At 72.1% G+C, this 25,903-nt stretch carries 19 protein-coding genes; 10 read left to right on the forward strand and 9 right to left on the reverse strand.

The window, feature by feature from the left end; all coding sequences use genetic code 11:
* The first annotated feature begins 89 nt into the window (after positions 1-89).
* Together AB0N17_RS21545 and AB0N17_RS21550 are read left to right on the forward strand one after the other, a co-directional pair.
* Positions 90-2,948, forward strand: a complete 2,859-nt coding sequence (locus tag AB0N17_RS21545) for an SNF2-related protein (RefSeq protein WP_366013021.1) — start codon at positions 90-92, stop codon at positions 2,946-2,948.
* A gap of 587 nt (positions 2,949-3,535) precedes the next feature.
* Positions 3,536-5,422 carry an SWIM zinc finger family protein gene (locus tag AB0N17_RS21550; RefSeq protein ID WP_366013022.1) on the forward strand — a complete coding sequence of 629 codons (1,887 nt, stop codon included), beginning with the start codon at positions 3,536-3,538 and terminating at the stop codon, positions 5,420-5,422.
* 67 nt (positions 5,423-5,489) lie between these two features.
* On the opposite strand, the gene AB0N17_RS21555 is transcribed toward AB0N17_RS21550, so the two are convergent.
* Complete coding sequence (locus tag AB0N17_RS21555) at positions 5,490-6,371, reverse strand: DUF6424 family protein (RefSeq protein ID WP_366013023.1); 882 nt, start codon at positions 6,369-6,371, stop codon at positions 5,490-5,492.
* A 451-nt stretch (positions 6,372-6,822) separates the two neighbouring features.
* Between AB0N17_RS21555 and AB0N17_RS21560 the strand changes: the two genes are divergently transcribed.
* Together AB0N17_RS21560 and AB0N17_RS21565 are read left to right on the forward strand one after the other, a co-directional pair.
* Positions 6,823-7,434: a lasso peptide biosynthesis B2 protein gene (locus AB0N17_RS21560; protein WP_366013024.1), complete on the forward strand. Its 612-nt coding sequence runs from the start codon at positions 6,823-6,825 to the stop codon at positions 7,432-7,434.
* Position 7,435: 1 nt separating this feature from the next.
* The gene (locus tag AB0N17_RS21565; protein ID WP_366013025.1) at positions 7,436-9,214 is read left to right on the forward strand and encodes an asparagine synthase-related protein; all 1,779 of its coding nucleotides are present in this window, start codon (positions 7,436-7,438) and stop codon (positions 9,212-9,214) included.
* Here AB0N17_RS21565 and AB0N17_RS21570 read toward each other — a convergent pair.
* From AB0N17_RS21570 to AB0N17_RS21590, 5 genes are all read right to left on the reverse strand, one after another.
* Positions 9,198-10,427, reverse strand: a complete 1,230-nt coding sequence (locus AB0N17_RS21570; protein ID WP_366013026.1) for a hypothetical protein — start codon at positions 10,425-10,427, stop codon at positions 9,198-9,200. The two genes, AB0N17_RS21565 and AB0N17_RS21570, sit on opposite strands and share 17 nt — an antisense overlap.
* Positions 10,428-10,665: 238 nt before the next feature.
* A complete protein-coding gene (locus tag AB0N17_RS21575; RefSeq protein ID WP_366013027.1) occupies positions 10,666-11,331 on the reverse strand; it encodes a peptidoglycan DD-metalloendopeptidase family protein in 666 nt (221 codons plus the stop codon).
* A gap of 9 nt (positions 11,332-11,340) precedes the next feature.
* Positions 11,341-12,054 carry a peptidoglycan-binding protein gene (locus tag AB0N17_RS21580; protein ID WP_366013028.1) on the reverse strand — a complete coding sequence of 238 codons (714 nt, stop codon included), beginning with the start codon at positions 12,052-12,054 and terminating at the stop codon, positions 11,341-11,343.
* A 38-nt stretch (positions 12,055-12,092) separates the two neighbouring features.
* Positions 12,093-13,634, reverse strand: a complete 1,542-nt coding sequence (locus AB0N17_RS21585; RefSeq protein ID WP_366013029.1) for an alpha/beta fold hydrolase — start codon at positions 13,632-13,634, stop codon at positions 12,093-12,095.
* A gap of 43 nt (positions 13,635-13,677) precedes the next feature.
* The gene (locus tag AB0N17_RS21590) at positions 13,678-14,394 is read right to left on the reverse strand and encodes a BTAD domain-containing putative transcriptional regulator (protein ID WP_366013030.1); all 717 of its coding nucleotides are present in this window, start codon (positions 14,392-14,394) and stop codon (positions 13,678-13,680) included.
* A gap of 174 nt (positions 14,395-14,568) precedes the next feature.
* Here AB0N17_RS21590 and AB0N17_RS21595 point away from each other — a divergent pair, with 174 nt between their 5' ends.
* Both AB0N17_RS21595 and AB0N17_RS21600 read left to right on the forward strand, forming a co-directional pair.
* Positions 14,569-15,123, forward strand: a complete 555-nt coding sequence (locus tag AB0N17_RS21595) for a PASTA domain-containing protein (RefSeq protein ID WP_366013031.1) — start codon at positions 14,569-14,571, stop codon at positions 15,121-15,123.
* 306 nt (positions 15,124-15,429) lie between these two features.
* The gene (locus AB0N17_RS21600) at positions 15,430-16,365 is read left to right on the forward strand and encodes an SDR family oxidoreductase (protein WP_366013032.1); all 936 of its coding nucleotides are present in this window, start codon (positions 15,430-15,432) and stop codon (positions 16,363-16,365) included.
* Between the two features lie 131 nt (positions 16,366-16,496).
* Here AB0N17_RS21600 and AB0N17_RS21605 read toward each other — a convergent pair whose 3' ends face one another.
* The 3 genes from AB0N17_RS21605 to AB0N17_RS21615 form a co-directional block, all read right to left on the reverse strand.
* Positions 16,497-16,862, reverse strand: coding sequence for a transglycosylase family protein (locus AB0N17_RS21605; protein ID WP_366013033.1), 366 nt, complete (start codon positions 16,860-16,862; stop codon positions 16,497-16,499).
* A 589-nt stretch (positions 16,863-17,451) separates the two neighbouring features.
* Complete coding sequence (locus tag AB0N17_RS21610) at positions 17,452-18,933, reverse strand: HAMP domain-containing sensor histidine kinase (protein WP_366013034.1); 1,482 nt, start codon at positions 18,931-18,933, stop codon at positions 17,452-17,454.
* Positions 18,930-19,691 carry a response regulator transcription factor gene (locus AB0N17_RS21615; protein ID WP_366013035.1) on the reverse strand — a complete coding sequence of 254 codons (762 nt, stop codon included), beginning with the start codon at positions 19,689-19,691 and terminating at the stop codon, positions 18,930-18,932. The genes AB0N17_RS21610 and AB0N17_RS21615 overlap by 4 nt, the downstream gene beginning before the upstream one ends.
* A gap of 409 nt (positions 19,692-20,100) precedes the next feature.
* Here AB0N17_RS21615 and AB0N17_RS21620 point away from each other — a divergent pair, with 409 nt between their 5' ends.
* From AB0N17_RS21620 to AB0N17_RS21635, 4 genes are read left to right on the forward strand one after another with little or no spacing between them, the layout of a single operon-like run.
* Complete coding sequence (locus tag AB0N17_RS21620; protein ID WP_366013036.1) at positions 20,101-21,675, forward strand: IucA/IucC family protein; 1,575 nt, start codon at positions 20,101-20,103, stop codon at positions 21,673-21,675.
* Between the two features lie 37 nt (positions 21,676-21,712).
* The gene (locus AB0N17_RS21625) at positions 21,713-23,422 is read left to right on the forward strand and encodes an IucA/IucC family protein (protein WP_366013037.1); all 1,710 of its coding nucleotides are present in this window, start codon (positions 21,713-21,715) and stop codon (positions 23,420-23,422) included.
* Positions 23,419-24,627: a type III PLP-dependent enzyme gene (locus tag AB0N17_RS21630; RefSeq protein ID WP_366013038.1), complete on the forward strand. Its 1,209-nt coding sequence runs from the start codon at positions 23,419-23,421 to the stop codon at positions 24,625-24,627. Before AB0N17_RS21625 ends, AB0N17_RS21630 begins: the two co-directional genes overlap by 4 nt.
* The gene (locus AB0N17_RS21635) at positions 24,624-25,901 is read left to right on the forward strand and encodes an MFS transporter (protein WP_366013039.1); all 1,278 of its coding nucleotides are present in this window, start codon (positions 24,624-24,626) and stop codon (positions 25,899-25,901) included. The genes AB0N17_RS21630 and AB0N17_RS21635 overlap by 4 nt, the downstream gene beginning before the upstream one ends.
* The last annotated feature ends 2 nt before the right edge of the window (positions 25,902-25,903 follow it).

Raw genomic sequence — 25,903 nt, forward strand, 5'->3', positions numbered from 1 at the left:
CCCGGCCGGTGTCCGGGGCCGATTGTCAGACCCCGCCCGTAGAGTCGAAGACGTCTGATCCGACACACGGGCGGGAGGTGGCAGGACGTATGAGCGGTGGCACGGCCGCGGTGGCCGGGCGCACGGCAGGCCCCGGCGACGGCGGGAGCGCGGTCCCGGTGCGCCTGGCGTCCGTCTACCTGCCCGCGCCGCTCCCGCGCGAGGGCCGGATCGCCTTCTGGGACCCCGACGGCGGCCCGCTGCCCACCGAGCCCTCCGCCGCGGCTGACCCGGCCGGGCTGACGGTCGTACGACGGCACGGCGCCGGCGTGCGCCGCCGCCAGGTCCCCGCGCTGACACTGCCGCTCGCCGAGGCGCTGCCGCTGCTGGTCAGGGCCCGCCGCGACCCGGCCGCCCACCCGGCGACGGCCTGCTGGGGCGCCGCCGCCCTGCACGCGCTGCGGCTGGTCGCCCGCGGCCGGCTGCTGCCCGGCCTCACCCCGTGCGGCCACGACGCCTGGCGGGCCGGTCCCCTGGAGCCCGACGACATCGCCCACCTGCGCGCGGTGGCCGCCGCCCTGCCCCCGGAGGGCCACGCCGTGCCCCTCCCGGACCCCGGCCCGCTCCGGCTGCCCGAGCCGGAGGCCCTGATCCGCTCGTTCGTGGACGCGGTCGCCGACACCCTGCCCCGCACCCCGGCCGCCCCGCACACCTCCGGCCGCCCCTTCGCCGCCCGGGAGCCGGTGGCCCTGCCGCAGGCCCACGAGTGGGCCGCCGAGGTCGCCGCCGGGATGGACGCGGGCGTGCGGATCTCGCTCCGCCTGGACCTGTCCGCGTACGACGTCTTCGACGCCGGCGCGCACGACGGCGCGCGTGCCGCGGGGGCCGCGATCGTGCAGGTGCACAGCCTCGCCGACCCCACCCTGGTGGCCGACGCGGCGGCCCTGTGGGCGGGCGAGGCCGACACCGCCCTCGGCCCCCGCGCGCGGGTGGACGCCGCCCTCGCCGTGCGGCGCGCGGCCCGCGTCTGGCCGCCCCTGGACCGGCTCGCCGAGCAGGACGTACCGGACGTGCTGGCCCTGTCCGAGGAGGAGCTGGGCGAGCTGCTCGGCGTCGCGGCCGGCCGGCTGGCCGCCGCCGGGGTCGCCGTGCACTGGCCCCGGGACCTCGCCCGCGACCTCACGGCCGCCGCCGTGGTCCGCCCCGCCCCCGGCTCCGCGACCGACGGCACAGGCTTCTTCGAGAGCGAGGACCTGCTCCGGTTCCGCTGGCAGCTGGCCATCGGCGGAGACCCGCTCAGCGAGGCCGAGATGGACACGCTCGCCGAGGCCCACCGCCCCGTCGTACGGCTCCGGGACCGCTGGGTGCTGGTCGACCCGGCCCTCGTCCGCAAGGCCCGCAACCGCGAACTCGGCCTGCTCGACCCGGTCGACGCGCTCTCCGTCGCACTCACCGGCACCGCCGAGGTCGACGGCGAGACCGTGGAGGCCGTGCCCGTCGGCGCGCTGGCCGCCCTCCGCGACCGCCTCACCGCCGGCCTGCGCCCCGCCGACCCTCCCGCCGGCCTCGCCGCCACCCTGCGCGACTACCAGCTGCGCGGTCTGGCCTGGCTCGACCTCATGACCTCCCTCGGCCTCGGCGGCTGCCTCGCCGACGACATGGGCCTCGGCAAGACCGTCACCCTGATCGCCCTGCACCTGAAGCGCGCCCGCCCCGAGCCGACCCTCGTGGTCTGCCCGGCCTCCCTCCTCGGCAACTGGCAGCGGGAGATCACCCGGTTCGCGCCCGGCGTCCCCGTCCGCCGCTTCCACGGCCAGGACCGCACCCTGGACGCCCTCGACGGCGGCTTCGTCCTCACCACGTACGGCACCATGCGGTCGGCGGCGGCCCAGCTGGCCGCCCACGCCTGGGGCCTGGTCGTCGCCGACGAGGCCCAGCACGTGAAGAACCCCTACTCGGCCACCGCCAAGGCGCTGCGCACCATCCCGGCCCCCGCGCGCGTGGCGCTCACCGGCACCCCGGTGGAGAACAACCTCTCCGAGCTGTGGGCCCTGCTCGACTGGACCACCCCCGGACTCCTCGGCCCCCTGAAGTCCTTCCGCGCCCGGCACGCCCGAGCGGTGGAGAACGGCGAGGACGCCGAGGCGGTGGAGCGCCTGGCCCGCCTGGTCCGCCCCTTCCTGCTGCGCCGCAAGAAGTCCGACCCCGGCATCGTGCCCGAGCTGCCGCCCAAGACCGAGACGGACCACCCGGTACCGCTCACCCGCGAACAGGCCGCCCTGTACGAGGCGGTGGTGCGCGAGTCGATGCTGGCCATCGAGACCGCGCAGGGCATGGCCCGCCGGGGCCTGGTCCTGAAGCTCCTCGGGGCCCTGAAGCAGATCTGCGACCACCCCGCGCTGTACCTGAAGGAGGATCCGCGCGCCGACCGGCTCCTGACCCGCTCCGGCAAACTCGCTCTCCTGGACGAGCTGTTGGACACCCTCCTCGCCGAGGACGGCTCCGCGCTCGTCTTCACCCAGTACGTCGGCATGGCCCGCCTCATCACCGCCCACCTGTCCGCCCGTGCCGTCCCGGTGGACCTGCTGCACGGCGGCACACCCGTGCCGGAGCGCGAGCGCATGGTCGACCGCTTCCAGGGCGGCGAGACCCCGGTCCTGGTGCTGTCGCTGAAGGCCGCGGGCACCGGTCTCAACCTCACCCGCGCCGGCCATGTCATCCACTTCGACCGCTGGTGGAACCCGGCGGTCGAGGAACAGGCCACCGACCGCGCCTACCGCATCGGCCAGACCCAGCCCGTGCAGGTCCACCGCCTGGTCACCGAGGGCACGGTCGAGGACCGCATCGCCGAGATGCTCGCCGCCAAGCGCGCCCTCGCCGATGCCGTCCTCGGCTCCGGTGAGGCGGCGCTCACCGAGCTGACGGACCGCGAGCTGTCCGACCTCGTCTCCCTGCGGAGGACCTCATGACGGCCGGCCCGGACCGCCCCGCCGACGCCGCCCGCCGCGCCCTGCGGGCCGCACGGGAGAGGACCGAGTCCGCCGAGGAACCGGTCTGCGACGAGAGCCCTGCCGAATCCCCGGACGACAGCACACCGCGGCGCCCCGGGGACGCGGCACGCGCGGCGCTGCGGGCCGCGCTGTCCGCGGGCAGGGGGGACGCCGAAGCGCCGGAGGGGGAATCGCCGGAGGGGGCCGATGCAGGGGCGCGCGGTGAGAAGAAGGCTGCGGCGGAGGGTGCATTCGCGTCGCGGGGCGGGGGAGAGCGTTCGGCCGAGGCCGGTCCTGCGCTGAGGGGCGGTGAAGTGGCTTCGGCGAGGGGTGATTGCGCGTCGGGGGGCGGTGAAGTGGGTTCGGCGGAGGGTGTGTCCGCGTCGGGGGGCGGTGAAGTGGGTTCGGCGGAGGGTGTGTCCGCGTCGCGGGGCGGGGGAGACACTGTGGCGGCCCGCGATTCCGGGCGTCGGGTCGGTGACGGGGCTTCGTGGGTCACCGGTCGGGGGCGGGGAGCCGGTGACGCACCGCAGTCCGCCCCCGCCCATGCCCCCGCCCTCGCCTCCGTGCGGCAGGGCGACGGTGACGCGCCGCAGGCCGGCCCCGCCCCCGCTCCTGCCTCCGCCTCCGCCTCCGTGCGGCAGGGTGACGGTGACGCACCGGCGGGCACCGCCTCCCCGGCCGCCGATGCCGGTGTCCCGGCCGCTGTCCCGGCCGCCACGCGGCCCTCCGCTCCGACGGGTGCCCGCCCCGCCGACGTCGCCAGGGAAGCACTGCGTGCGGCCCGGCGCGAGGCCCAGCGGGCCGAGACGGAGGAGTCCGAAGCGGCCCGACGGCAACCGCGTGAGCGGAGCCGGGCCGGCGCCTCCCCGGCGTCGCGTACCCCGTCCGCCTCCGGGTCGGACTCCCGGGCCGCCCGGGTCAAGGCCGTCCACGACATGCGGCACTACCTGACGAACGCCTTCCGGATGCCCGCCTGGCCGGACACCCCGGAGTCGCACATCGTGGACTCGGACACCCCCGAGCCGGGGACCCCGCAGGAGGAGCCGCAGGCCGGCAGCACCGGCGACACCGCGGTCCCGTCCGCCGACCCGCAGCCCGCACCCACCACCACGGCCCCCGCCCCGCACTCCCGGGCGTTCCAGGCCCCCGCTTCGTCCTCCCCGCACGTGCCCACCACGATGGCCACCCCCCACCGTGACAGCGAACTCCGCCGCACCTTCCCGGCGTTCCCGCCCCGTGAGCCGGGCAGCGAGACCGCCGCGTTCGCCGGGACCTGGTGGGGGAACGCCTGGGTCGGCGCGCTGGAGCGGGGCGCGCTGGACGGCAAGCGGCTGACGCGCGGGCGGGGTTACGCGGACCAGGGGCATGTGGACGCCATCACCGTGACGCCGGGACTCGTGCTGGCCTACGTGCGCGGCAGCCGTCCGCGCCCCTATCGCGTACAGATGCGGGTCCGTACGCTCGCGGACGAGGACTGGGAGCGGTTCCTGGACGCCGCCGCCGACCGGCCGGGACACATCGCCGCACTGCTCGACAAGGAGCTGCCGCACTCCCTCGCCGACTGCGGGGTCCCCCTGCTGCCCGGCCCCGGCGACCTCGCCCCGCGCTGCAGCTGCCCCGACTCCGGGCACCCCTGCAAGCACGCCGCGGCCCTCTGCTACCAGACGGCACGCCTGCTCGACGCCGACCCGTTCGTCCTGCTCCTGCTGCGTGGCCGGGGCGAGAAGGAGCTGCTCGACGCGCTCTCCCGGCGCAGCGCCGCCCGCGCGGCCCGGGCCGCCCAGGAGCGGCAACCGCAGTCCCTGCCCGGCGTACGAGCCACCGACGCCCTCGCGCCTCGGCAACTCCCGCCGCTGCCCGCTCCGTTGCCGGCGCCGCCGCACCCCGAGCAGCCCCCGGTGTATCCGGCGGCCCCCGGCGGCCCCGATCCCTTCGCGCTGGACCAGCTCGCCACCGACGCCGCCGCCCGCGCGCACGCACTGCTCGGTACCGGACGCGACCCGGTCGGCGAGCTGACCCTGTGGCAGGACGCGGTCCGGCTGGCCGCCGCCCGCCCCGGTTCCGGGCTCACGGCCGCCACCCGCGCCCTGTACGCCACGCTCGCCACGGCCGTCGCCCGCACCCCGGCCGACCTCGCGCGCGCCGTCGCGGCCTGGCGGCAGGGCGGCCTGGAGGGGCTGGCCGTCCTGGAGGAGCCGTGGGACCCGCCGGCCGGCCGCTTCGACCGGGCCCGCCCGCTGCTGCTCGCCGCCGACCTCCCCGCGTTCCGCCCCTGGCGCAACCGCCTCACCCACCCGCGCGGCCACCTCCAGCTCCGCCTCGGCCGCGACGGCCTGTGGTACGCCTACGAGTCCGAGCCCGCCCAGGACGACTGGTGGCCCCGCGGCACCCCGGACCTGGACCCGGTGGGCGCCCTGACGGGCCTGGGCGCCCTGGACGACCTCGCGTGAACAACACCCGCCGCGAGGAGCGCCGTTGGGGTGTCACGACCGGCGGTGCGCCGGCGAGCGGCCCCCGCTAGGGGGAGCTGCGGCCCGCGCGCCGTGGTGCGTGGGACGACAGCGGACCGGACGCGGTGCGCCGGCCCGGGGCGACCTGCCGGGCGAAGGCCTGCAGGGCCACGTCGCTGTTCGCCGGGAGGACGGCCATCAGCCCCCGGTCCTGGGCCTCGGCGACCGCGGGGGCGGCGGCGCTTCCCTCCGGCACGAAGGTCAGGCGGACGTGCCCGTCACCGGAGCCGCGGCGGTCCACCGGCGCGACGGCGCCATGGGTGCCGTCGGGCAGGGTCACCCACAGCTGGAAGTCGTCGTACCGGACGAAGTCCGCGCCCTTCACCGGCCACGGGTAATGGTGTTCACCGGGCACGCTCGGAAGGATCCCCTGGTGATTGCCGTGACTCAGGGGCACGCACGAGTTGAACAGGGAGTCGGTCCACGCCTCCACGCCGTCGGCGTCCTTGATCGGCGTGCGCAGCAAGTCCTCGGCGTGGTCGTAGCCGAGGTCCGCCAGCGCGGGCAACGTGAGCGGGAAGGCGTCGACCAGTTCGGCGGCCTCCTGGCGGAGCCGGTCCACCTTCGCCGGGTCGGCGCAGAACTGCATGCTCCACTCGATGCCGACCCGGGCGCGGTACATGAGCCAGTCGCGGGCCCCCTTGACCCACAGGCTGCCGCCGTGGTGCATCTCCCAGCGCTCGGAATTCTGCGCCCCCTGCTGCCCGTCCACGGGTCTCGGCCCGTACGGCAGGTCGGCGTCCTCCATGGCGTGGAGGATCTTGTGGGCCGTCTCTTTGGCGGCCCGGAACTGTGACGATTCAAAGCGCTTCGGGTGCTCGACGAGGCGGATCTTCCACGGATGGTTCTCCGATTCGATGCCGCCCGGCCGGGGTTCGGGGTGGCCCATGACTGACCTCCTTGGCTCGGCCTCACGGGCCGGCCACCGGCTCGCGGGGCGGAATCCCCCTGCGTCCAGCGTGCGCCGCCGGCCGGCCGGACGCGACCTGGGCGGGCGACGGTGATCGTGAGCAACACCCCTGCTTCCACGTCTTGTTGACGGTGTGTGGCCCCGTGCGGCGCTCGGTTGTGCAAGGCCGGCCCGAGTGGCGTCGGCAGTCCGGTTGCGGGGCATTCCGGGCAGAGTAGCCTGGAGTTGATTCGGCCCTGCCTGATCTGGAGGTGGGCGATGTTTCTCCGATTCCTGCGGCGTCGTCAGCCGCATCGGCTGGTCCTTCTCGGTGACGGCCGTCTGATCCGGGGCTTCAGCGGCGGACTCTACGACGGTCACGGCTATCTGTCCTGACGCCGTTCACGGTTGAACTGTTGGAGGAAGTGCGGTGACGGAGGACACCTGTGCCATGGCTGCCATGGCAGCCATGGCGAGGATCCTGTCACCGCACTGCCGTGTGACCGGGATGTCCGACGGAGCGCTGATCGCGGACTGGAAGCGGACCCGCTTCCTCGGGATGGCGACGGCGGACCTCGTCAAGTTCGCCGACGGAACCCCTGAGGAACGCGCCGAGCTCGTCACCGTTCTCCTGCGCGCCGGGTGTGTCCGGGGCCGCCGGGAGCGGCACGCGGACGCCGGGGTCGGGCCCTGGTTGCGCGGAGTGCACCTGCTGATCCGGACCGTGGGATTCGGTCGGGTCCTGCGGCTGCTGTCCCTGGCCGCCCCGGAGTACGTCCGCGCGGACGTCCCCTGCGCGGAGGAGGTCCTGCGGCTGAAACGGGCGGTGCAGACACACAGCCGCGGCAGCTGGCTGGTCGACGGCGACTGCAAGTCCGAGGCGGTGACGGCCTTCGTCCTGCTGCGCCGGTCCGGTCTGGAGGCCGTACTCCACGTCGGTGTGCGCGAGCACCCGTTCGCCCTGCACGCCTGGACGGTCTCGGCCGGTCTGTGCATCCCGGACGCCGATCCGCAGGGGCACGCCTTCGACCCGGTGCTCTCGATCGACGGCGGGGGACGGTGACATGGACGCCCTCCGCCTCGCATGGGCGGGCGGCGCCCCGAGACTGCGGGCCGCCGACGCCATGGCGCGCCGGGGACTCGTGACGACGGTCTCCTCGCCCGCCGGTACCGCGGCCGTCGTCGGCTGGGTGGGCTCGGCCCGCGGTCGGGTGACGGGCGCACGCGCCCTCCTCGACGCCTGCGACCGGCACGGATCGGCCCCGCCGATGCCGGCCGGCGACTACGCGGCCGTACTGGTGTGCCGCGACCGCATCCTCCTGACCCGCGACGAGCAGGCACGCATCCCCCTGTTCTTCAGGGAGTCCGGGGGCCGCGTGAACGCCGTGAGTACCTCCGCCCGCGCCCTGGGCGGCGCCGGCGAGCTGGACCCCCGCTACTTCTGCCGGTACCTCACCGGGAACATGGCGCAGCCGCACACGGACCTCACCCCGTTCACCGGCGTGCACCGCGTCCTCGGCGGCGAGGTGGTCGAGCTCTCCCTCGCCGGGCAGCTGCGCGGCCGTACGCCGCAAAGCGCCCGTCCCGCCACCGGCGCGCCCGCGCCGGCAGCCGGCGGTCCCTGCCTCGACGAAGCCGCGCTGGACCTGCGCCTGGCCCTGGAGAACGCCGTCGGACGCCGTATGGGCGCGACGACGGCATGCCATGTCTCGGGCGGCACCGACTCCACCGGGGTCGCGCTGCTCGCCGCGCGCCTGCTGGCCTCGGGGACCGACGGCCCCGGGGAGCTGGTCCTGCTCGCCGGGCGCTTCTCCCAGGGGGAGCTGGCCACGGAGCAGCCGTACCTCGACGTCGCGCTGGAGGCGATCCGCCGCCACGCCCCCGCCGCCCGCCCGGTGATCGTCGACGCCGACGACGTGGCCGACTTCGACGACTTCCGGCACCACGCGGGAGACGCGGACGAACCTCATGCGCACGCGTTCCGTGCCCCGTTCTGGAGCAGACTCCACGGCGAGGCCGCGCACCTGGGCTGCGACACCCTCCTGACCGGCTGCGGGGCCGATCCGGTCGCCGACGCCAACCCGTTCCACCTGCACAGGCTCGCCCGCACGGGCCGGCTCCGGCAGATGACCCACCAGGCGCGCGCCTGGGCCGAGGGGAGCGAACGGGGCCTGCGGGACGTCGTCCACTCCTACGTGGTCCAGCCGACCCTCCCGCTCACGACCGAACGGATCACCGCGCTGTCCCGCGGCGGAACGCTGCTGGGCGGACTCGGCGCCTTCGCCCGCCCCCCATGGCTGCGGCCCGGATTCGCGCGGGCTCACGGGTTCCGGGAGGCCCGCGTCGCGGAGAGCCGCTTCGTGTTCGGGCGCAGACCGGAACAGTCGCTCTACGACGCCGCCAACTACCTCGCCGCCCCCGACCCGCTGTCCTGGCACCGGGCCGGACAGGACGGGTTCTTCCTCTCGCACCCCTTCCTCGACCCCGAGGTGGTCGCCACGATGAGCCGCCTCCCCACGGCGGCCGCCTTCCGCCCGGGCCGTCCGAAGGCGGTTCTCCGCACGGCTCTGGCGGACCTGCTCCCGGCCCCGATCCGCGGCAGGGCGGTCAAGGTCCCCTTCGACGACCTCTACGCCCGTGGCCTGCGCAGACACGGCGAGGAACTCATCACCCTGTGCCGCTGTGCCCGGCATCCGCTGGTCACGGAGATGTTCGACACCGAGACGCTGTGCAGGGCCGTGCGGGAGGCACAGCTCGGCATCGGCGACGCGCACGCCTGGGACCGGTTGAACAGCTCACTCGCGCTGGTGGCTTGGCTGGAGGGGCTCAGCGCTGGGTCTTGATGTCCCAGAGGTTCTGGACGTAGGGGCCCGTGGTCAGGTCGGTGAGGCCGTACCGGTTGTTCGTCTTGCGTTGCTCCGTCGAACTGGGGATGCGGCCCTCGTCGCCCAGGCGTGCAATGGACGACGCCACCGAGGCACCGTGCGCGCCGAATCTCCAGTAGACGGTGACGTACCGCGCATCCCTCGTGTACTCGTCGATCGCGTTGTCCTCGCGAACCCTGGCACGGTAGACAAGGAAATCGGAGTCCTTCTCCTTCTGTTGTTGTTTCTTCACCCATTCGGGGATATTTTTTCCGCCCCAGGATTTCGTCAAGAAGTTGAGCGGTGGCTCCAGCACGAGCCGGTCCTTGCGTGCCAGACTCGCGGTGGCATAGAACGTCACCTGGTCATACGGCGTGTTGAGAGGTAGTTGCGCCACCACTCGTGTGGTGAAGGTGTCGCTCGACTCGATCCACTGTCCGAAGTCGATCCACGGTTTCGCCTCCACCAGTTCGCCAGGCTGGTGGATCTCCCAACGGGAGAGTGGGTTCACTTCCGAGGGTTTGGTCCACTGGTCGGCATCCTTTCGCCACTGCTGGCGAAGCCGGCCCTTGGGGCTGACCGAAACCTGTTGCGCCATCGCATGGAATTCGGAGCCGAGTACATAGAAACTCCTGTCACCGCGGTTCTCCAGGGTGATGTCGACCGGTACGGCGAAGGCCTTGCGGTCCTTGCTGAGCACCGCTTTTCCCACGGATAAAGTGATGACAGGGCTGGTTTCGCGTTCGTTCGGGTGCCAGAGATTCTGGTAGCCGTAATTGGCGACCGCGATGACCGAGGGGATGATCACCGCGGCGGCCACGTGTTTGGGAGTGGGGACCATGACCGACGTCCGCCAGACGAAGTAGGTAGCCGCTGCGGAGCCCGCCGCGAGGACGCTGAACACCACCTTGTAGAAGGTGGAATCGCCGTCGTTCCACGTCGTGAGCAGGAGCATGACGTTGGCCAGCAAGGCCGTGAATGTGCCGACCAGCGCGACCAGGCCGGAGTAGGAGAAGCAGTGCCGGATCCAGTGGTCCAGGACGGCGGCGGCGCCCACCAGCGTAGTCAGTGAGACCGCGAGAAGAACGGCGCCGGTTAACCGACCCGGGAAGTTCAGGGCATGGAAGAAGTCCTCGCGGCCGAACCGGGCCAGCACCACCGTCGTCATGAGAAGGACCAGCTCGATCAGCACCAGGGCCACCCGTGACCGCCGGCTGTTCAACGTGGGCCGTACCACTTTCGGGCGCAAGCCGACCTGCGGCTTGGGAGGAGTCCGCACCCGATCACCTCCAGAGACCGAGACCGAGACCGTGCCGGGACACACGTGTGCGGCGCGGCCGCGGGGGGCTCCGCTGCCGTGCCGAGGGTTTCGTCACCATCGTCCGTCGTGATCCACGGGGGCGCCATCGGACGCCCCCGGACGTGGGACCTCACCAGGCGGGTTTCGCGACCTTGCCGTAGGACCAGTGGGAGCCCGTGGACATCTCGAAGTGCAGGTGCGGCCCCGTGGCGTTGCCCGTGGCCCCGACCCGGCCGAGCTGCTGACCGGCGGTCACCTTCTGACCGTCGTTCACCTGCCGCTGTGACAGGTGGCAGTAGGTGTAGACGTGACCGTTGTCGGCGCTCAGCCCGATCCACTGGCCGTACGCCCCGCCCTTGCCGTTGGACCAGGCGACGGTGCCGTTGCGGACGGCGACCACCGGGGCGCCCGCCGGCGCGGCGAAGTCCTCACCCGTGTGGCGGCCGACGCCGTCCGGCTTCCAGGCGTACGGGCCCCGCGAGAAGAACTCGAAGGTGACCATGTGCCCCGGCACGGGAGACGGCACCCGGCCGCCGCCGGAGGCCTTCACGGGGGTGACGGTGAAGCCGGCGTGTCTGCCGAGCGTGCTGAGGGAGGTGTAGCCGGGGATGCCGTCGGCATCGGCTCCCCTGTAGCCCTGGGCGAGTTGTTCGGCGCGGTAGGCGGCCCTGGTCTGGTCGCCGAAGAATCCGGTGGGGCCTTCGGGGATGGGGTGGCCCCGGGCGATCAGGGCCTTCTGCACGATGCGGACGTCGTCGTTGCGTGCGCCGGGGTGGACGTTGGCGAGGGAGACCATGACCGGCTCCTAGTATCCGTGCGGACGGCGGTGGGGGTCCGCCTGCTGCACCCGGGCCGCGAAGTCGGAACCGGAGTGGTTCACGTGGTAGCGGTCGCGGACGTAGTTGATCGTGGCGCACATGTCCGCCACGACGTCGTACGGGGTGGTCGCGGTACCCGCCTGGTGGTAGGTGGCGAAGGTGGTGGGAATGCACTGGGTGGCGCCCCGCGAGCAGTTCTGCGGATGGCCGTCGGGTGCTCTGCGGCCCCGCGCGTTGATGTCGTTGAGGTTCACCCGCCACTGCGGGGCGTTGTAGGCGGACTCGCGCTCGGTGATGGTGACCAGCGCCGGGACGCCGTACCGGGGGTCCATGCCGGTCAGGTCGCACGCCTTGCGCGCGTAGCGCCGCATCGCCTCCGGCCCGGAGTCGTCGTGCGGGTCGTTGTAGGTGACCTGGCCGAGGCCGAGCCGGCCGTTCCCCGTCGCGGTCGTGGAGCCGGTGACGGTGAAGCCGGCGTGTCTGCCGAGCGTGCTGAGGGAGGCGTAGCCGGGGATGCCGTCGGCGTCGGCTCCCCTGTAGCCCTGGGCGAGCTGTTCGGCGCGGTAGGCGGCCCTGGTCTGGTCGCCGAAGAGGCCGGTGGGGCCTTCGGGGATGGGGTGGCCCCGGGCGATCAGGGCCTTCTGCACGATGCGGACGTCGTCGTTGCGTGCGCCGGGGTGGACGTTGGCGAGGGAGACCATGACCGGTTCGCTTCCTTTCGTGTCGTCGGCTCGTGTCGTCAGCCCCAGGGGGTCACGGTGAGCCTGATCCGCGCGTCCTCGCCGAGGATCGGGGCGGCGGTGGCGGGCAGGGGGACGTGGCCGGTCCAGGAGCCGGGGGCGGGGTCGTCGTCGTGGAGGGCGTGGCCGTCGGGCCGGTAGGCGCTGATCGGTCCGGTGATGGCGGAGTTCCAGGTGGCCGAGACCGCGGGTACCGGGGCGGCGGGGTCGGGGCGGACGTCGATGACCAGAATGTCGTCGAAGTCGGCGGTCTGCTCCAGATGGTCGGCGAAGCGCAGCAGACCGGCACGGCGCCGCAGCGACAGGATCCGCAGGTGCAGCGCGTACCGCATGCTGCCCATGTCGTCCGGGCTGAGGCCGCTGCACAGGAACGTCTGCACCAGAGGGACCGTCACCCCGCCGTCCGTCCCGCCGTCCGTGCCGCCGTCCGGCAACTGCAGGGGGCACCAGTGGGCGCTCGTCCGCTCGTGCGTGACGATCTGCAGGCCGCGGACCGACAGCCGGACCTCGGCCTGCCACACCGTGTCGTCCCGCTGCGGCAGCCGGACACCGACGAGCGCGGCCTGCGCCCTGCAGTCCCCGAACAGGAAGCGCCGCAGATTCTGGTACCCCTCCTCGGAGTTGACGAGTCCGTAGCATCCGCTGTGACTGCGGTGGACGTACGCCTGGCAGGTGTCGGGAACGTAGGCGTTGTCGATCTGCACCAGTCCGTCGCTGCGCGGCCCGACCGTGGCCGCCGACAGGCCGTGCGCCACGTCGTAGTCGGTCGGGTCGGTGCCGATCAGGCAGAAGACACGGTCGCGGGGGTGGAACTCCCCCTCGTCGGGCATCGCGCGGGCGTCCCACCCCGGCGGCGGACCGTCGGGGTCCGTCCGCGCCTTCGGCGTGAGGTACTCGTACATGCGCTCACGCCCGAAGATGTCCGCGCCGTTGATGCCGGTGAGGTCACGCAGCCGCTCCAGCACGCCGAGGCCGACGTCGAACGCGATGCCGCCGTGCGGGGTGCCGTAGGTGAAGAGCTTGCCCACGCAGTCGGCCGGATCGCGGCCGAGGTCCGGGAGGATCTTCTGGATCAGGCAGCGGCACACCAGGCCGCCCATGGAGTGGGCGACCAGATGCACCCGCTCCGCCCCCGACTTGGCCCTGATCGTGTCGATCAGCCGCAGCAGGTCCTCGGCGGCCGTCTCCAGCCGGAACGCCTCGGGGCGGCCGCCCCAGGTGGTCGCGGACGCGTCGTAGAACCGGTGGATCCAGATGGTGTCCGGCGGGATGCTGTCGTGGCCGGCGAGGTAGAGCGCCTGGCCGCCCTCGACGAGGATCCGGTAGCCCTCGTCCAGGTGGAGACGGAGCAGAGGGCTCTCGAACTCGTAGAAGCACGGTGCGTCGTCCGGTCCGATACGGATGTGTGTGGAGCCCTGGTTGAACCCGTAGAAGGGGTCCGTCACCACCTTGTCGATGCCGGCGGTGTCACCGGCGTATCCCCGGACGTAGACGATCGGCGTTTTCGGGGTCGGTGCCATGCGGTCCTCCAGGATCGGCATGTCGAGGCTACGGACGTGCCGTCAGCCCGGCGTCAGCCCGGCGTCACCCGTCCGGAACGCGCCACCCGTGCCGGGCCAGCATCCGGGTGAAGCGGGGCGACGGGTCGACCCCCAGCTCCTCCCGCAGCAACCGCTGGAACGAGCGGTAGTGACGGACCGCCTCGATGAGATTGCCTTCCGCGAGATGCGCCGAGACGGCGGCCCGGTGCGCGCTCTCCCGCAGCGGCTCCGTGCGCACGCTCTCCCACGCCGCCTCCAGGGCGAGCGCCGGCCTGCCCTCGCGGACGAGCGCCTCGGCCAGCGCGTCGAGGGCGTGCAGCCGCAGCTGCCGCAGGCGTTCGCGCTCCAGCAGCACCCATTCCTCGTCCCAGCCAGGCAGCAGGTCCTCTCCCCGCAGCAGCCCGTGCGGGAGCTGGGTGGTGAGCGGCGGCCCGCCGCCCTGGACGACCCCGAGCGCCGTCTCGGTGAAGGCGTGGACGTCGACGTGCAGGGTGTCGGCGGTCACGAGCGAGTCCCCGGAGCACCGGATCAGCGGCTGCTCACCCCGCGGAAGCTTCCACAGGGTGGTGCGCAGGCTGCCCCTGGCGCGCTCCTCGGTCACCTCGGGCCACAGCGACCCGGCGAGGACCGTGCGGGACACGCGCCGGCGCAGTGCGACGAATGCCAGCAGGCGCTGCCCGTTGCGGCACAGCTCGACGGGCTCGGTATCGCATTCCAGCCGGAAATGGCCGAGCAGTCGCAGTTCGGGAGAGTAAGACACCGTGAGCCTCTCGACTTCAGTCTCGGCCGGTGCGGCCGGGCCGCGCAACTTCGCGGTTTGCGGACCCGTCGGCCGACGACCAGACTTGACCTGGGGGGTTGCGCGGGGGATTGCCACGGGGGTTTCCACAAGGGCACGGTCCGGCTTCCGGAGTGCCGGCGGGAGGACGGAACCATGGGCGTTCTCCGTTTGCAGACGAACGACCCGGCGACCATCGCGTGGGGGCACGTCCAGGTCCTGCTGTGGATCCTGCTGTCCGCCGTCCTGGCCATCGGGATCGTCCTGGTCGCCGCCCGGCGCATGGTGCCGGGCCGCACGGCGTCGTCGAGCAGCATCGTCCGCAGCTGGGTCGCCCTGGCCCTCGTCACCGGACTCGTGGTGTTCTGCGCGGTGGCCTTCGCCGTACGGGACACCAATCTGCGCAGCACCCTGATCGGGGCGCTCGCCGCGGCCGTCGGGTCGGCGGTGGCCTTCTACTTCTCGGGCAAGGGCGCCGAGGCCGCCCGCAAGGATGTGCTCAGCGCCGCGTTCGGGGGCGAGGAAGTGGTGCCCGACCTGATCAAGTGCACCAAGGACCAGGCCGCCCTGAAGCTGGGCGCGACCACGCTGAAGCTCGAACTGGCACCCGACTCGGGACCGTCCGCGCCGCCGGCCGCCATCTCCCGCCAGGACCCCGCCAAAGGGGCGACCGTTCCGAGGGGCACGGCGGTGAAGGTGACGTTCCCCTGAACGCGGTTTTCCCGACGGCTCGTCATATTTGGTTGAAGCGTCAGCTGTTGATGATGGAAATGCTCGCTGCCGCGTCGGGCTCCGGTGGAAGGAGGACGTCGCCGGGGTGAAAATCGGGGGAGGGGCGAGAGCGCACGGACGGCGCGGTTCGCTCGGCGGACGAGGCTGCCGGCACGGACGCCGACGCCGTCACCGCCCGCTGTCTTGCCGTCACCGAGCCGCCCCGATGCCTCGGCGCCGGAACACGTCCACCGGCAACGGCGGCGCCGCCTCGGCGCCCGCGCCCCGGGAAGAGCGAGGATCGCGATGGGCACCGACCTTGGCGGATCCGCACCCGCCGCAGTCCCCGACTCGCCCCTGCGGGGGCGGACCGCGGTCGTCACCGGCGCTGCCCGCGGGGTGGGCGAGGCCCTGGCGCGACGCCTGTCCGAGGCCGGTATGCGGGTTGCGCTGCTCGGCCGCGAAGGGCAGACGCTGCGCAGCGCCGCGGCCTCCCTCGTCTCCCCGAGCCTCTGCGTCGAGGCGGACGTCACCGACCGGGCGGCGCTCGACGGCGCCGCCCGGCAGGTGGAGGACCGACTCGGAAGCGCGTCCGTCGTCGTGGCGAACGCGGGGATCGCCGTCGGTGGCCCCTTCAGCCGTACCGACGCCGATCTGTGGCAACGGGTCATCGACGTCAACCTCGTCGGGGCGGCCAACACCGCCAGGGCCTTCCTGCCCCAGCTCACCCGTACCCGCGGCTACTTCCTGCAGATCGCGTCGACCGCGGCCTTCGGCTCGGCGCCCATGATGAGCGCGTACTGCGCGTCCAAGGCGGGAGCCGAGTCCTTCGCGCAGGCCCTGCGCGGCGAGGTCCAGCCCGACGGTGTCGCCGTCGGCATCGCCTACCTGCACTGGACCGGCACCGACATGATCACCGGCATCGACGACCACCCGGTCCTGCGCTCGCTGCGCGAGAACCAGCCCTGGTTCGCACGCCGCGTCCACACCCCCGCACAGGTGGCCGACTGGCTCGCGAGCGGCATCGCGCACCGCGCCCACCACGTCTACGCGCCGCCGTGGCTGCGCTGGTGCCAGCCCTTGCGCCCGCTGTTCCCGGCGCTGGTGGGCCGGGTGGCACGGCGCGAACTGCGCCGCACGTCCGCCGGCACGCTCGCTTCCGCCACCGGGGTCATGGGAGCGGGCGGGCGGGTCGACTGGGAGCTGTTCAGGTCCGCGGAACGTCGGCGGACCGACCCGTGACGCCCTGGCCGCCCCTCAAGCGGGCTCGTGGGCGGCGGCAACAGGAGGGAGGCCGGGGCCTGCTCCGGGCCGGCGTTCTGGGGGGGGCGGGTGAGCCGTGGGCCCCCGTGCCGGGCAGTGCGCGTCGCCGCTCAGGCGCAGCCCCAGGCGGACATCCCCTGGATGGCTGCCAGGCGTCTGGCCACGGCGATCTGTTCCCTGCGCGTGGCCCGGTCGGCCCGGCTCGCGTACTGCAGGCCGCCGGCCGCCACCCAGCTCGACTGCTTGAACTGCAGCCCGCCGAAGTACCCGTTGCCGGTGTTCGCCTTCCAGTTGCTCCCGGACTCGCACGCCGCGATGGTGTCCCAGTCGGCCTCGAGGCGGTCGGTGGTCAGGGCGGTCGCCGTCGGCCCGTTCGCGAGAGCCGCGACGGCGGTGAGGGTGAGCAGCGCGGCGCGCAGGGCCTGCGGAGAGGTGCGGCCACGCGCGGTCGTGCCGATGGAGTCTTGATGCGACATGCGCAAACCGTTACATAGTATGTACGTTTAGTAGTGCAGGCACGCCGTCCCGTGAAGGATCTCCGGCAGGCTCGAGGTCTTCGGCCTGGTCAGGCCGGTGTCCGGCGTCCCCCCCGTTGGAGGGGTGTCCGTGACACGTGAGAGGTTCTGGGGCGTGAGCGGGCGCGAAATCGCAGGTCAGGGCCTCCTGGTCTTTGGGGGATCGCCGCCCCGCCGGGCCCCTCCTGACGGGACCTCTGCACGGAGCCGTGAGACGACGAAGCCGCGCCGGAACGCTCCGGTGCGGCTTCGTCGTGAGATCGCCCGTGGATACGCGGCAACGGCACCCCCCCCACGCGGGGGCCGTCTCCCGCTGGGCCTACCGGCATAACGCCGCCCCAGCGTCGCGCCGAGCACTGGCACCCGCGCCCCAAGCCCCGCAAGATCGGGCAGAAGCCCTGCCTGCGCGACTTCATTCAGCACCGTCTCGGACCGTGCTGGAGCCCGGTGCAGATCCGCAACGCTCTACGACCGCCTTCGCCTTCCGGGCGAAGCAGGCTCAACCCGACATTGCTGCCCAGCACTCCACCGACCTGTAGCCAGGGTCGACCTATGAAGCGCCCGCGCTCCACCGTGCAGGTCTGGGTCGGGCTGCCGAGTCGACGTCCGCTGTGGTGACAGTGCGATCCTGCTGGGTGCGGCATTCGGCGTGCCGGAGGCGGACGACGGCGTCGAGTCCGCCGCCGGGAGCTGTCTCCAGGGTGACCTCGCCACCTCCGGCGCGGGTCAGATGCCGGACCAGTGGCAGACCGAGGCCGGTGCCGTCGTGGTCGGCATGGGGGGCTCGCCAGAAACGGTCGAAGGCCCTGTGCCGTTCGGCCTCTGTCATGCCGGGGCCCTGGTCGATCACATGCAGCTCGACCGTTGGCGGGGTGCGGGTGTCGTGTGCGGGGGTGGTGGTGAGGGCCAGCGTGACAGAGGTTCCTGGGGCGGACACGCGGAGCGCGTTGGAGAGCAGGTTGTCGATGATCTGCTCCAGAGCACCGGGGACTGCCAAGACCGGAACGGACGTGCCTCCGGACACGATGATGTCGACCTGCTGTTCTTCGGCGAAGGCGGTCCAGATGCCCGCGCGATCGGCGACGACGCTATTGAGGTCGGCTGTCTCTGCCCGGATCTCGGTGTTTTCCATCCGTGCGAGAGTGAGCAGCCCCTGCACCATGCGGCTGAGCCGCTCCAGCTCCCCGAGCGCCGTGTCGAGGCTGCCCTGCGCGCAGGGGGCGAGATGCGGCTCGAAGTTCTCCAGGCGCAGGCGTAGCGAGGTCAGGGGCGTCTTGAGCTGGTGTGACACGTCGGAGGCGAACGCTTGCTGAGCCCGGAGCAACTGCTGGAGCCGGGACGCGGTCCAGGTGAACGACGCGGCGAGCCGGCGCAGTTCCGGCGGCCCGCGGTCGGCGGCCGGTGGATCGGTGATCCGACCTTCGGCGAGTTGAGCGGTGGCGCGTTCCAGGGCCTGCACGGGTCGGGTGATCGAGCGTGCGAGAGCGAACCCGATCAGGGAGGCCGCGGCGAGGACTCCGAGCCCGGCCGCGGCGAGAACCAGCCAGGTGGTGTGCACCCTTGCCTTGAGCGGGCCCAGTGCGTACACCGTTCGCACCACACAGGCGACCGCGGCGTTGGACCCGCCGGGGACCGTGACGAAGAGGAATTCACCGTCTGTGGGCGGGGTCCTGCGCGTGCCGACGGCCGGGTGATCGTGCAGTGCCGTGGCGATGTCCGGCTCGGCGGACAGGTCCTTGCCGACCATGGCGTGAGCAGCGGTGTCGGTGAGGACGACGCCCCGGCGGTCGGCGACGAGCACGGTGCCGCCGGTCCGCTCCCCGTACGCGATGGCGAGTTCGGGCAGGTCAGCTGTCAGTCCGTGCTCCATCTTGTCCTCGCAGACTTCGGCGAGGGTCATCGCCCCTTGCTCCGCGGTATGGGAGAAGCGGGACAGCTCGCTGCGGGCGTAGAAGACTCCGAAGGGCACTTCGAGCGCGAGCAGGACGAGCAGTATCAGGCTCAGGTGGCTGAGCAGGAGGCGACGAGTCACCGGATCTCTCCGCCGCGCCCCTGCACCGCGGCGGACGTGGCGTCGAGGTCTGCCGGGAGGACGAGGCGGAAGCCGATTCCGCGGATGTTCTCGATCCAGGACGCGTCGCCGAGTTTACGGCGCAGCGCGGCGATGTGGACGTCCAGGGTCTTGGTGGGGCCGAAGAAGTTGGGCTCCCAGACCGTATCGAGAATCTGCCGGCGGGAGCAGACGGCGCCGGGGTCCCCGGCGAGGCAGGTGAGCAGGTCGAACTCCTTGGGCGCGAGGGCGATGGACGACTGGTGCAGGCGCACCTGCCGGGTGCGGCAGTCGATGGTCAGAGGGCCGATCCGCTGGATGTCGGGTGCGCCGGGATGCCTGAGGTCGTCCGAGGGCTTCGAAGAGCCGCACTGGGCGTCCGGAAATGCGGGGCGGGCGCGGCGGGTGACCGCACGGATCCGGGCGACGAGTTCACGTACGCCGAAGGGCTTGGAGACGTAGTCGTCCGCACCCAGTTCGAGCCCGAGCACACGGTCCACCTCGTCGTCTCTGGCTGTGATCATGATGATCGGCACTGACGAGCGGGATCTCAGCTCCCGGCAGACGTCGATGCCGTCCATATCGGGCAGCCCCAGGTCCAGCAGCACCATCGCCACTTCCGGCGCGGCGAGACCCTCGGCTCCCGTTCTGGCGTGGTCCACAGTGAACCCGAAACGGCGCAGCCCCTCCGTCAACGGCCCGGCCACCCGGTCGTCGTCCTCGATCAGCAAGACACGCATGCCAAGAGGCTCACAGACGCCGGCGACAGCGCGTGGCGCAAACGCCGCGAGCTCCCCCGAGCCAGTGATCTTCCACGATCGGCTCATTGGATCGGGTGCGGCGTGTTGACGACATCAAGGACGTGGTCAGCGTGGTGCAAGCCGAGAGTTAAGACGTAGGACGCCGGCACTCGGTCTCCCAGGTGGCGGGCGGAATCCGATCCAAGGCCGGCCCGCGGGCCCCGGCGTCCTACGTGGGCGGATCGGCCAGACACAGGTATGGCGAAACGTGGTCTCAGGGGAGTCAGAGACCTCCCGCTGTATTTGCTCTGGCAATTTGCTTGATCGTCTTCCCGTAGCGTCGGTTGCGCGGCAGGTGCCACCGGAGCACCACCGGACAACCCGCCACCGCAAGAACCAGGGACACCCCATGCCCATCGACGAACTACGCCGCCTCCGCCCGGACCTGGCGGAGCCCTTCGAGACCGCGCTCCCGGGCGCACGCGCCACCGTGCTGAGCCGTCTGTGGGGCGCCTTCGTACGAGAACCCCTGCCCGGTGTGACCGCGCGTCGACGCGTGTCCGACTCCCTGGTCGTCGAGTTGCGGCGGGGCGGAGGACTCTCGGCAGCCGAGGCCGGTGCGCGACCGTTCGCCGTGGTCCCCGATGACTTCGCGGTCTCGGGGCCGGAGGGGCCGGTCAACGGTCCGGCCGAGTTGCTGGCGCAGCTCGGCCTGCGTACCCCTGCGGCGGAGCGGTTGGCGGCCGAGCTCGACAACAGCGTCGTCAACCTGGCCTTGGCCAGGGCCGCGAACGCGGGCCGGCGAGTCCCTCCGGCCGACTCGGCGGATGCTGAGCAGGCGGTCGTCGACGGCCACCCGCAGCACCCCTGCTGCCGGACGCGCACCGGCATGTCCGTCGCCGACGTGCTCGCCTACGCGCCCGAGCACCACCCCGTCGTCCGGCTTGCGCTGATCCGGGTCCCGGCCGACCGCTGGCAGGGCGCCGGAGACTGGCCGCGGACACTGCGGGACGGCGATGCATACCTGCTGCCGGTGCACCCCTGGCAGCAGGACCATGTGCTCGGGCACCACCCCGACCTGGTCGTCGTGGAGGAGACGATCCCGGCCCGCCCGCTGTTGTCGCTGCGTACCCTCGCGCCGCTGGGTGTCCTGTCCGGCTGCCACGTCAAGACCGCGCTCGACGTTCAGGTCACCAACTACCGGCGCACCATCTCCCCGGCCGAGGCAGCCGACGGGCCCCCACTGTCCGACCTGGTCGCGGCCGTCATCGACAAGGCCGGACACAGCGGCAGCCTGCGGGTTCTGCGGGAGCTGGGCGGTGGCTCGGTGTGCGTGGAAGGACAGCCCTCCGCGAGCCTGACCGCCATGATCCGCGAATCGACCGAATGCCACCTCGACGCCGATGAGATCGCGGTACCGCTCACCGCCGTGCACGCGACCGGAGCCGCCACGGTGTCGGGGGACCCGGTGCGCTGGCTGGAGGACCTGGCCGGCCTCGTCCTGCCGCCGGCCCTGACCCTGCTGTCAATGGGCGTGGCACTGGAGGCGCACGGTCAGAACACCCTGGTCGTCCTGCGAAACGGGCGGCCGGAGCGGGTGCTGTACCGGGACTTGGACGGCGTACGGGTCAGCCCGCACCGCCTGGCCCGATACGGCTTCACGCTGCCGCCGCTGCTCGGCACCCGCGCCGGCGACGACGTGGGCGCCTTGCACACCAAGCTCTTCGGCGGCCTGATCAGTGGGGTCTTCAGCGAACTGGTGGACGTCCTCAGCCGGGCCCGGGCGGCTGATCCACGGGCGCTGTGGGGTGCGGTGGCCCAGGTCGGCCGCAGCGTTTTCGCCGGTTTGCCGGATCAGGAGGACGCGGCAGCGTTCTTCGCGGACACGATGCCGCTGAAGGCGACCATCGCCATGCGCCTGTCCGAGACCCCGGGCGTCGCGCAATGGACGTCCGTTCCCAATCCCTTGGCGCTGTGCCGTTGACCCCTGACACCGACCGCTGTCCCACTGGAGCGACCACATGACCACCAGCACAGCCCCCTACACCGACATCGCCGCCACCGTCCTTGCCCAGACCGCAGAGCCGTCGCGGACAGCCGACATCGTCACGACCCATACGCTGCTCAACTGCCTGATCCGCGAGGTGTCCGCCCCCGAGCACCAAGTGACGGTCGTCGACGACCACCTCCTGCTACGACTGCCCCGCCGGGGCCTCCTGCTGCGTACGGCGCTGCGTCGGGTCTCGCTGATCGGAGCGCACCGCTTTCAGGGCTCGGTGCAACGGCTCGACGGCGACGCCTGGGTGACCGTGGACTGGCGCGAGCTGGCCGGCCTCATCCGGGACGAACTGGAACAGCGCACGGGTCTCGGCAACGAGGAGTTCCTGAGCCAGGTGGCGGACAGCAGGGAGACGATCCGCGTCGTACTGGAAAAGCGGGCGGGCGCCCAGGCGCATGCGGACCCGTACGTGGCCTCGGAGCAGTCGCTGGTGTTCGGCCACCGCTTCCACCCCACTCCCAAGGCCCGTACCGGCGATCCGGCGGACTGGCTGGCATTCGGCCCGGAGACCGGCACCCGCTTCCGTCTGCGCTACCTGGCCGTACGCCGCCGCCTCGTGCGGGAGGAGGGCGAGCCGCACGCGCTGGACAAGCTGCATCCGTTGGCCGACCCGGAGTTCGCCGTCCTTCCGGTCCACCCCTGGCAGTACCGGCTGCTGAAGGACCACGACCGACTGCGCGAGGCGGTCGCAGCCGGAGATGTCGTGGACATGGGCCCGGGCGGCACGGAGCTGGTGCCGACCGCGTCGGTGCGGACTCTGTACGACCCTGAGACCGACGCGTTCCTGAAGTTCAGCCTCAACGTCCGTCTCACCAACTGCGTTCGCAAGCATGCCAGTTACGAATTGTCCGGCGCAGTCGCCCTCACGCGGCTGCTCCAGCCCGTCTTCGCCGAACTCGCCGGCCGTTTCCCGGGGTGCGCGCTCCTGGCCGAGCCCGGCTACCGGACTCTCGACTTGGCCGGCGAGACCTCCCTTCTGGAGGGTCTCGGCGTCATCGTCCGCTCCGGTCTGCGCCACCATGTGCGTCCCGGCGTCACCCCCCTGCTCGCCGCCGCGGTGGCGGACGAGTATCCGACCGGCGCGGCCCATGTCTCGCAACTCCTCGCCCGCGGCGACGGAGATGTCCTGGCTTGGTGGGACGCGTACCTCCGGCTGTTGCTGCCGCCGGTGCTGGCCGCCTACTTCGAGCACGGTGTCGTGCTCGAACCCCACCTGCAGAACGTCCTCGTCGGCGTAGAAACCGACGGCACGCCTACGCAGATGCTCTTCCGCGACCTGGAGGGCACCAAGCTCCTGCCCGGCCGCCACCGCCAGGCCCTCGCCGACCTCCCGGCCGACGTGCGAGATCCCCTCACCTACGATCCCGAACACGGCTGGAACCGGGTCGCGTACTGTCTCCTGGTCAACCACACCGCCGAAGTGCTCGGTGCCCTCGCCGACCTCGACCCGACACTGGAACCCGCCCTGTGGGGCCTGGTCCGCGACCACCTCGCCGCCTACGCCCGCACCGCCGCCGAACCGCCGCGCCTGTGTGCTCTGTTGTCCGGCGTACCGCTGCCGGCCAAGGCCAACCTTCTGCTTCGCTGGTCCCGTAAGGCCGATCGGCACGCGACCTACGTTCCCCTGCCCAGCCCGCTCGGTCAGGACTTCCCCCGCGAGGTGGTCCGGTGAGGCCCGAGACACTCGGCCTCGTCGCCGCACTGCCCGACGACGACCTGCCCGCCTACATCTATGACCTGCCCGAACTGCGCGAACACGTGCGTACGATCCGGGCAGCACTACCGGAACGCGTCGAGCTGCTGTACGCGGCCAAGGCCAACTCCGACCCGGCGGTCCTGCGAACCCTCGCCGAACACGTCCACGGCTTCGAGGTGGCCTCCGGCGGCGAACTGGACCACGTCCGCGCCATCGTCCCCGAAGCACGGATCGCCTTCGGCGGCCCAGGCAAGACACAGCCGGAGCTGACCCGCGCGCTGGACACAGGAACCGAGCGCCTGCACATCGAGAGCGAACACGAACTCCGCCTGCTCACCACCCTGCTGGGCGACCGGACCGTGGACATCCTGCTGCGCGTCAATCTGCCCGTCGACGTGGGCCGAGTCGCCCTGACCATGGGCGGCGGGGCGTTCGGCATGGACCCCGCTCAATTGGACCGCTGTCTAGAGGTGATGGATTCAGCGCCAGGCGTCCGACTACTCGGCCTCCACTTCCACCTTGCCAGCGGCCTCCAGGCCCCGTCCCATCTCCAACTCGTGGACAAGGTCTCCGCCTGGGCCGAGAACTGGGCGCGTGATCGCGGAGTCGACCTGCGCGAAGTCAACGTCGGCGGTGGGATGGGCGTCGACTACACACATCCGCCCAGAGTGTTCGACTGGGCCGCCCTTGGCGCCGGACTGCGCCGGATCCTCGACCGCCATCCCCGCCTCACCCTCCGGATCGAACCAGGCCGCTCGGTCACGGCGTACTGCGGCTGGTACGTCACCGAGGTACTGGACATCAAGTTCAGCCGAGGTCACGCGTTCGCCGTACTGCGCGGAGGCACCCACCACCTGCGTACCCCGGCAGCGAAACAGCACGACCAGCCTTTCGAGGTGATTGCCGACGACATCTGGCTCCGCCCCTGGAACCGTCCGGAGGTCCGAGACGAGCCGGTGACGCTGGTCGGTCAACTGTGTACGCCCAAGGACGTCCTCGCCAGCCGGATCATGGTCGAACGGCTGCGCGTCGGCGACCGGGTCGCCTTCGCCATGGCCGGCGCCTACGCATGGAACATCTCCCACCACGCGTTCCTCATGCACCCCCACCCAACCTTCCATCACCTCGACTACGCCGGCGCACCCGACGCATGCGACACCTATGCCCGCCAGACCTCATGAGCGCCGTCTTTCGCATGCCGGTGATGCACCCCCTGGCCGTCCGGAACTTCCGGCGCTACCTGCTCGGACAGCTGGTCTCCAACATCGGCACATGGATGCAGCGCGCCGCCCAGGACCTGCTCGTCCTCCACACCACCGGCAACAGCGGCAGCGCGGTCGGCATCGTGACCGCGCTGCAGTTCCTGCCGCAGACCCTGCTCGGCCTGACCGGAGGCGTTCTGGCCGACCGGTACCCCAAGCGAAGGACGCTGCTCCTGACCCAGACGGCGATGGCCGCCCAGTCACTTCTCCTGGGACTGCTCACGGTCACCGGGGCGGTGAACCTGCTGTCCGTCTACGCCCTGGCCTTCGCCCTCGGCACCGCCACCGCCGTGGACAGTCCCGCCCGCAACGCCTACATCTGCGAACTCGTCTCCCGAGAGCGCACCGCCGGTGCGGTCAGCCTGAACGCCGCCCAGTTCAACGTGGCCCGTGCCATCGGCCCGGCCCTCGCCGGCCTGACCGTCGCAGCCTTCGGCACTGGCCCGGTGTTCCTCCTGAACGCCGCCTCGTACCTGGCCGTCCTCTACGGGCTGATCACCATCCGTACCGACGCACCGGACGCCGCTGCCCGCCCGCGAGCAGGCCCCATCCGAGCGCGCGAGGCGCTCCGCCACATCGCCACCACCCCGGAACTGCTCCTGCCGATCAGCCTCATCGCCTTCGTCGGCACCTTCGGCCTCAACTTCCAGGTCACCATCTCGCTCGTCGCGATCACGGTGTTCCACACGGGCGCCGCTACCTTCGGCTACCTCTCCGCCGCCTACGCCGTGGGCAGTCTCCTCGGCGCGATCTACTGGGCCCACCACGGCCAGCCGCCCACCGCACGCCGTCTGACCTCCACCACGATCGGCTTCGGCGCACTGGAAGTAGCGCAGGGCCTCATGCCGAGCTACGGCTCGTTCCTGGCCCTGCTGTTCTTCACCGGGTGTGCCGCGGTGACCGTGACCACCACCGCCAACGCGCTGATCCAGCTTCATGCCGACCCACATGTGCGCGGCCGCGTCCTGTCCGTCTACTTCCTGGTCCTCCTCGGCGGCACCCCCGTCGGCGCCCCGCTGGTCGGCCTGGTCTCGGACACCCTCGGCTCCCGTTTCAGTCTGATCCTGGGCGGCCTCATATCGCTCATCACCGCGCTCGCGCTCTCCGTCTGGTGCACAAGCCGAAGCCGACCGCGTATCCGCATCACAGAACCGACACCTGTGACCAGCTCACCACCGCGACCTTCTCCGTAGCG

The sequence above is a fragment of the Streptomyces sp. NPDC051133 genome (assembly GCF_040682635.1).
GTDB lineage: Bacteria > Actinomycetota > Actinomycetes > Streptomycetales > Streptomycetaceae > Streptomyces.

What these genes read in the sequence shown, in the direction of transcription:
- AB0N17_RS21575 (WP_366013027.1), bottom strand. Translation starts at nt 11,331, where the DNA reads ATGGTCTCCCTCGCCAACGTCCACCCCGGCGCACGCAACGACGACGTC.
- AB0N17_RS21560 (WP_366013024.1), top strand. Translation starts at nt 6,823, where the DNA reads ATGGCTGCCATGGCAGCCATGGCGAGGATCCTGTCACCGCACTGCCGT.
- AB0N17_RS21565 (WP_366013025.1), top strand. Translation starts at nt 7,436, where the DNA reads ATGGACGCCCTCCGCCTCGCATGGGCGGGCGGCGCCCCGAGACTGCGG.
- AB0N17_RS21595 (WP_366013031.1), top strand. Translation starts at nt 14,569, where the DNA reads ATGGGCGTTCTCCGTTTGCAGACGAACGACCCGGCGACCATCGCGTGG.
- AB0N17_RS21580 (WP_366013028.1), bottom strand. Translation starts at nt 12,054, where the DNA reads ATGGTCTCCCTCGCCAACGTCCACCCCGGCGCACGCAACGACGACGTC.
- AB0N17_RS21605 (WP_366013033.1), bottom strand. Translation starts at nt 16,862, where the DNA reads ATGTCGCATCAAGACTCCATCGGCACGACCGCGCGTGGCCGCACCTCT.
- AB0N17_RS21635 (WP_366013039.1), top strand. Translation starts at nt 24,624, where the DNA reads ATGAGCGCCGTCTTTCGCATGCCGGTGATGCACCCCCTGGCCGTCCGG.
- AB0N17_RS21625 (WP_366013037.1), top strand. Translation starts at nt 21,713, where the DNA reads ATGACCACCAGCACAGCCCCCTACACCGACATCGCCGCCACCGTCCTT.
- AB0N17_RS21615 (WP_366013035.1), bottom strand. Translation starts at nt 19,691, where the DNA reads ATGCGTGTCTTGCTGATCGAGGACGACGACCGGGTGGCCGGGCCGTTG.
- AB0N17_RS21545 (WP_366013021.1), top strand. Translation starts at nt 90, where the DNA reads ATGAGCGGTGGCACGGCCGCGGTGGCCGGGCGCACGGCAGGCCCCGGC.
- AB0N17_RS21585 (WP_366013029.1), bottom strand. Translation starts at nt 13,634, where the DNA reads ATGCCGATCCTGGAGGACCGCATGGCACCGACCCCGAAAACGCCGATC.
- AB0N17_RS21620 (WP_366013036.1), top strand. Translation starts at nt 20,101, where the DNA reads ATGCCCATCGACGAACTACGCCGCCTCCGCCCGGACCTGGCGGAGCCC.
- AB0N17_RS21600 (WP_366013032.1), top strand. Translation starts at nt 15,430, where the DNA reads ATGGGCACCGACCTTGGCGGATCCGCACCCGCCGCAGTCCCCGACTCG.
- AB0N17_RS21555 (WP_366013023.1), bottom strand. Translation starts at nt 6,371, where the DNA reads ATGGGCCACCCCGAACCCCGGCCGGGCGGCATCGAATCGGAGAACCAT.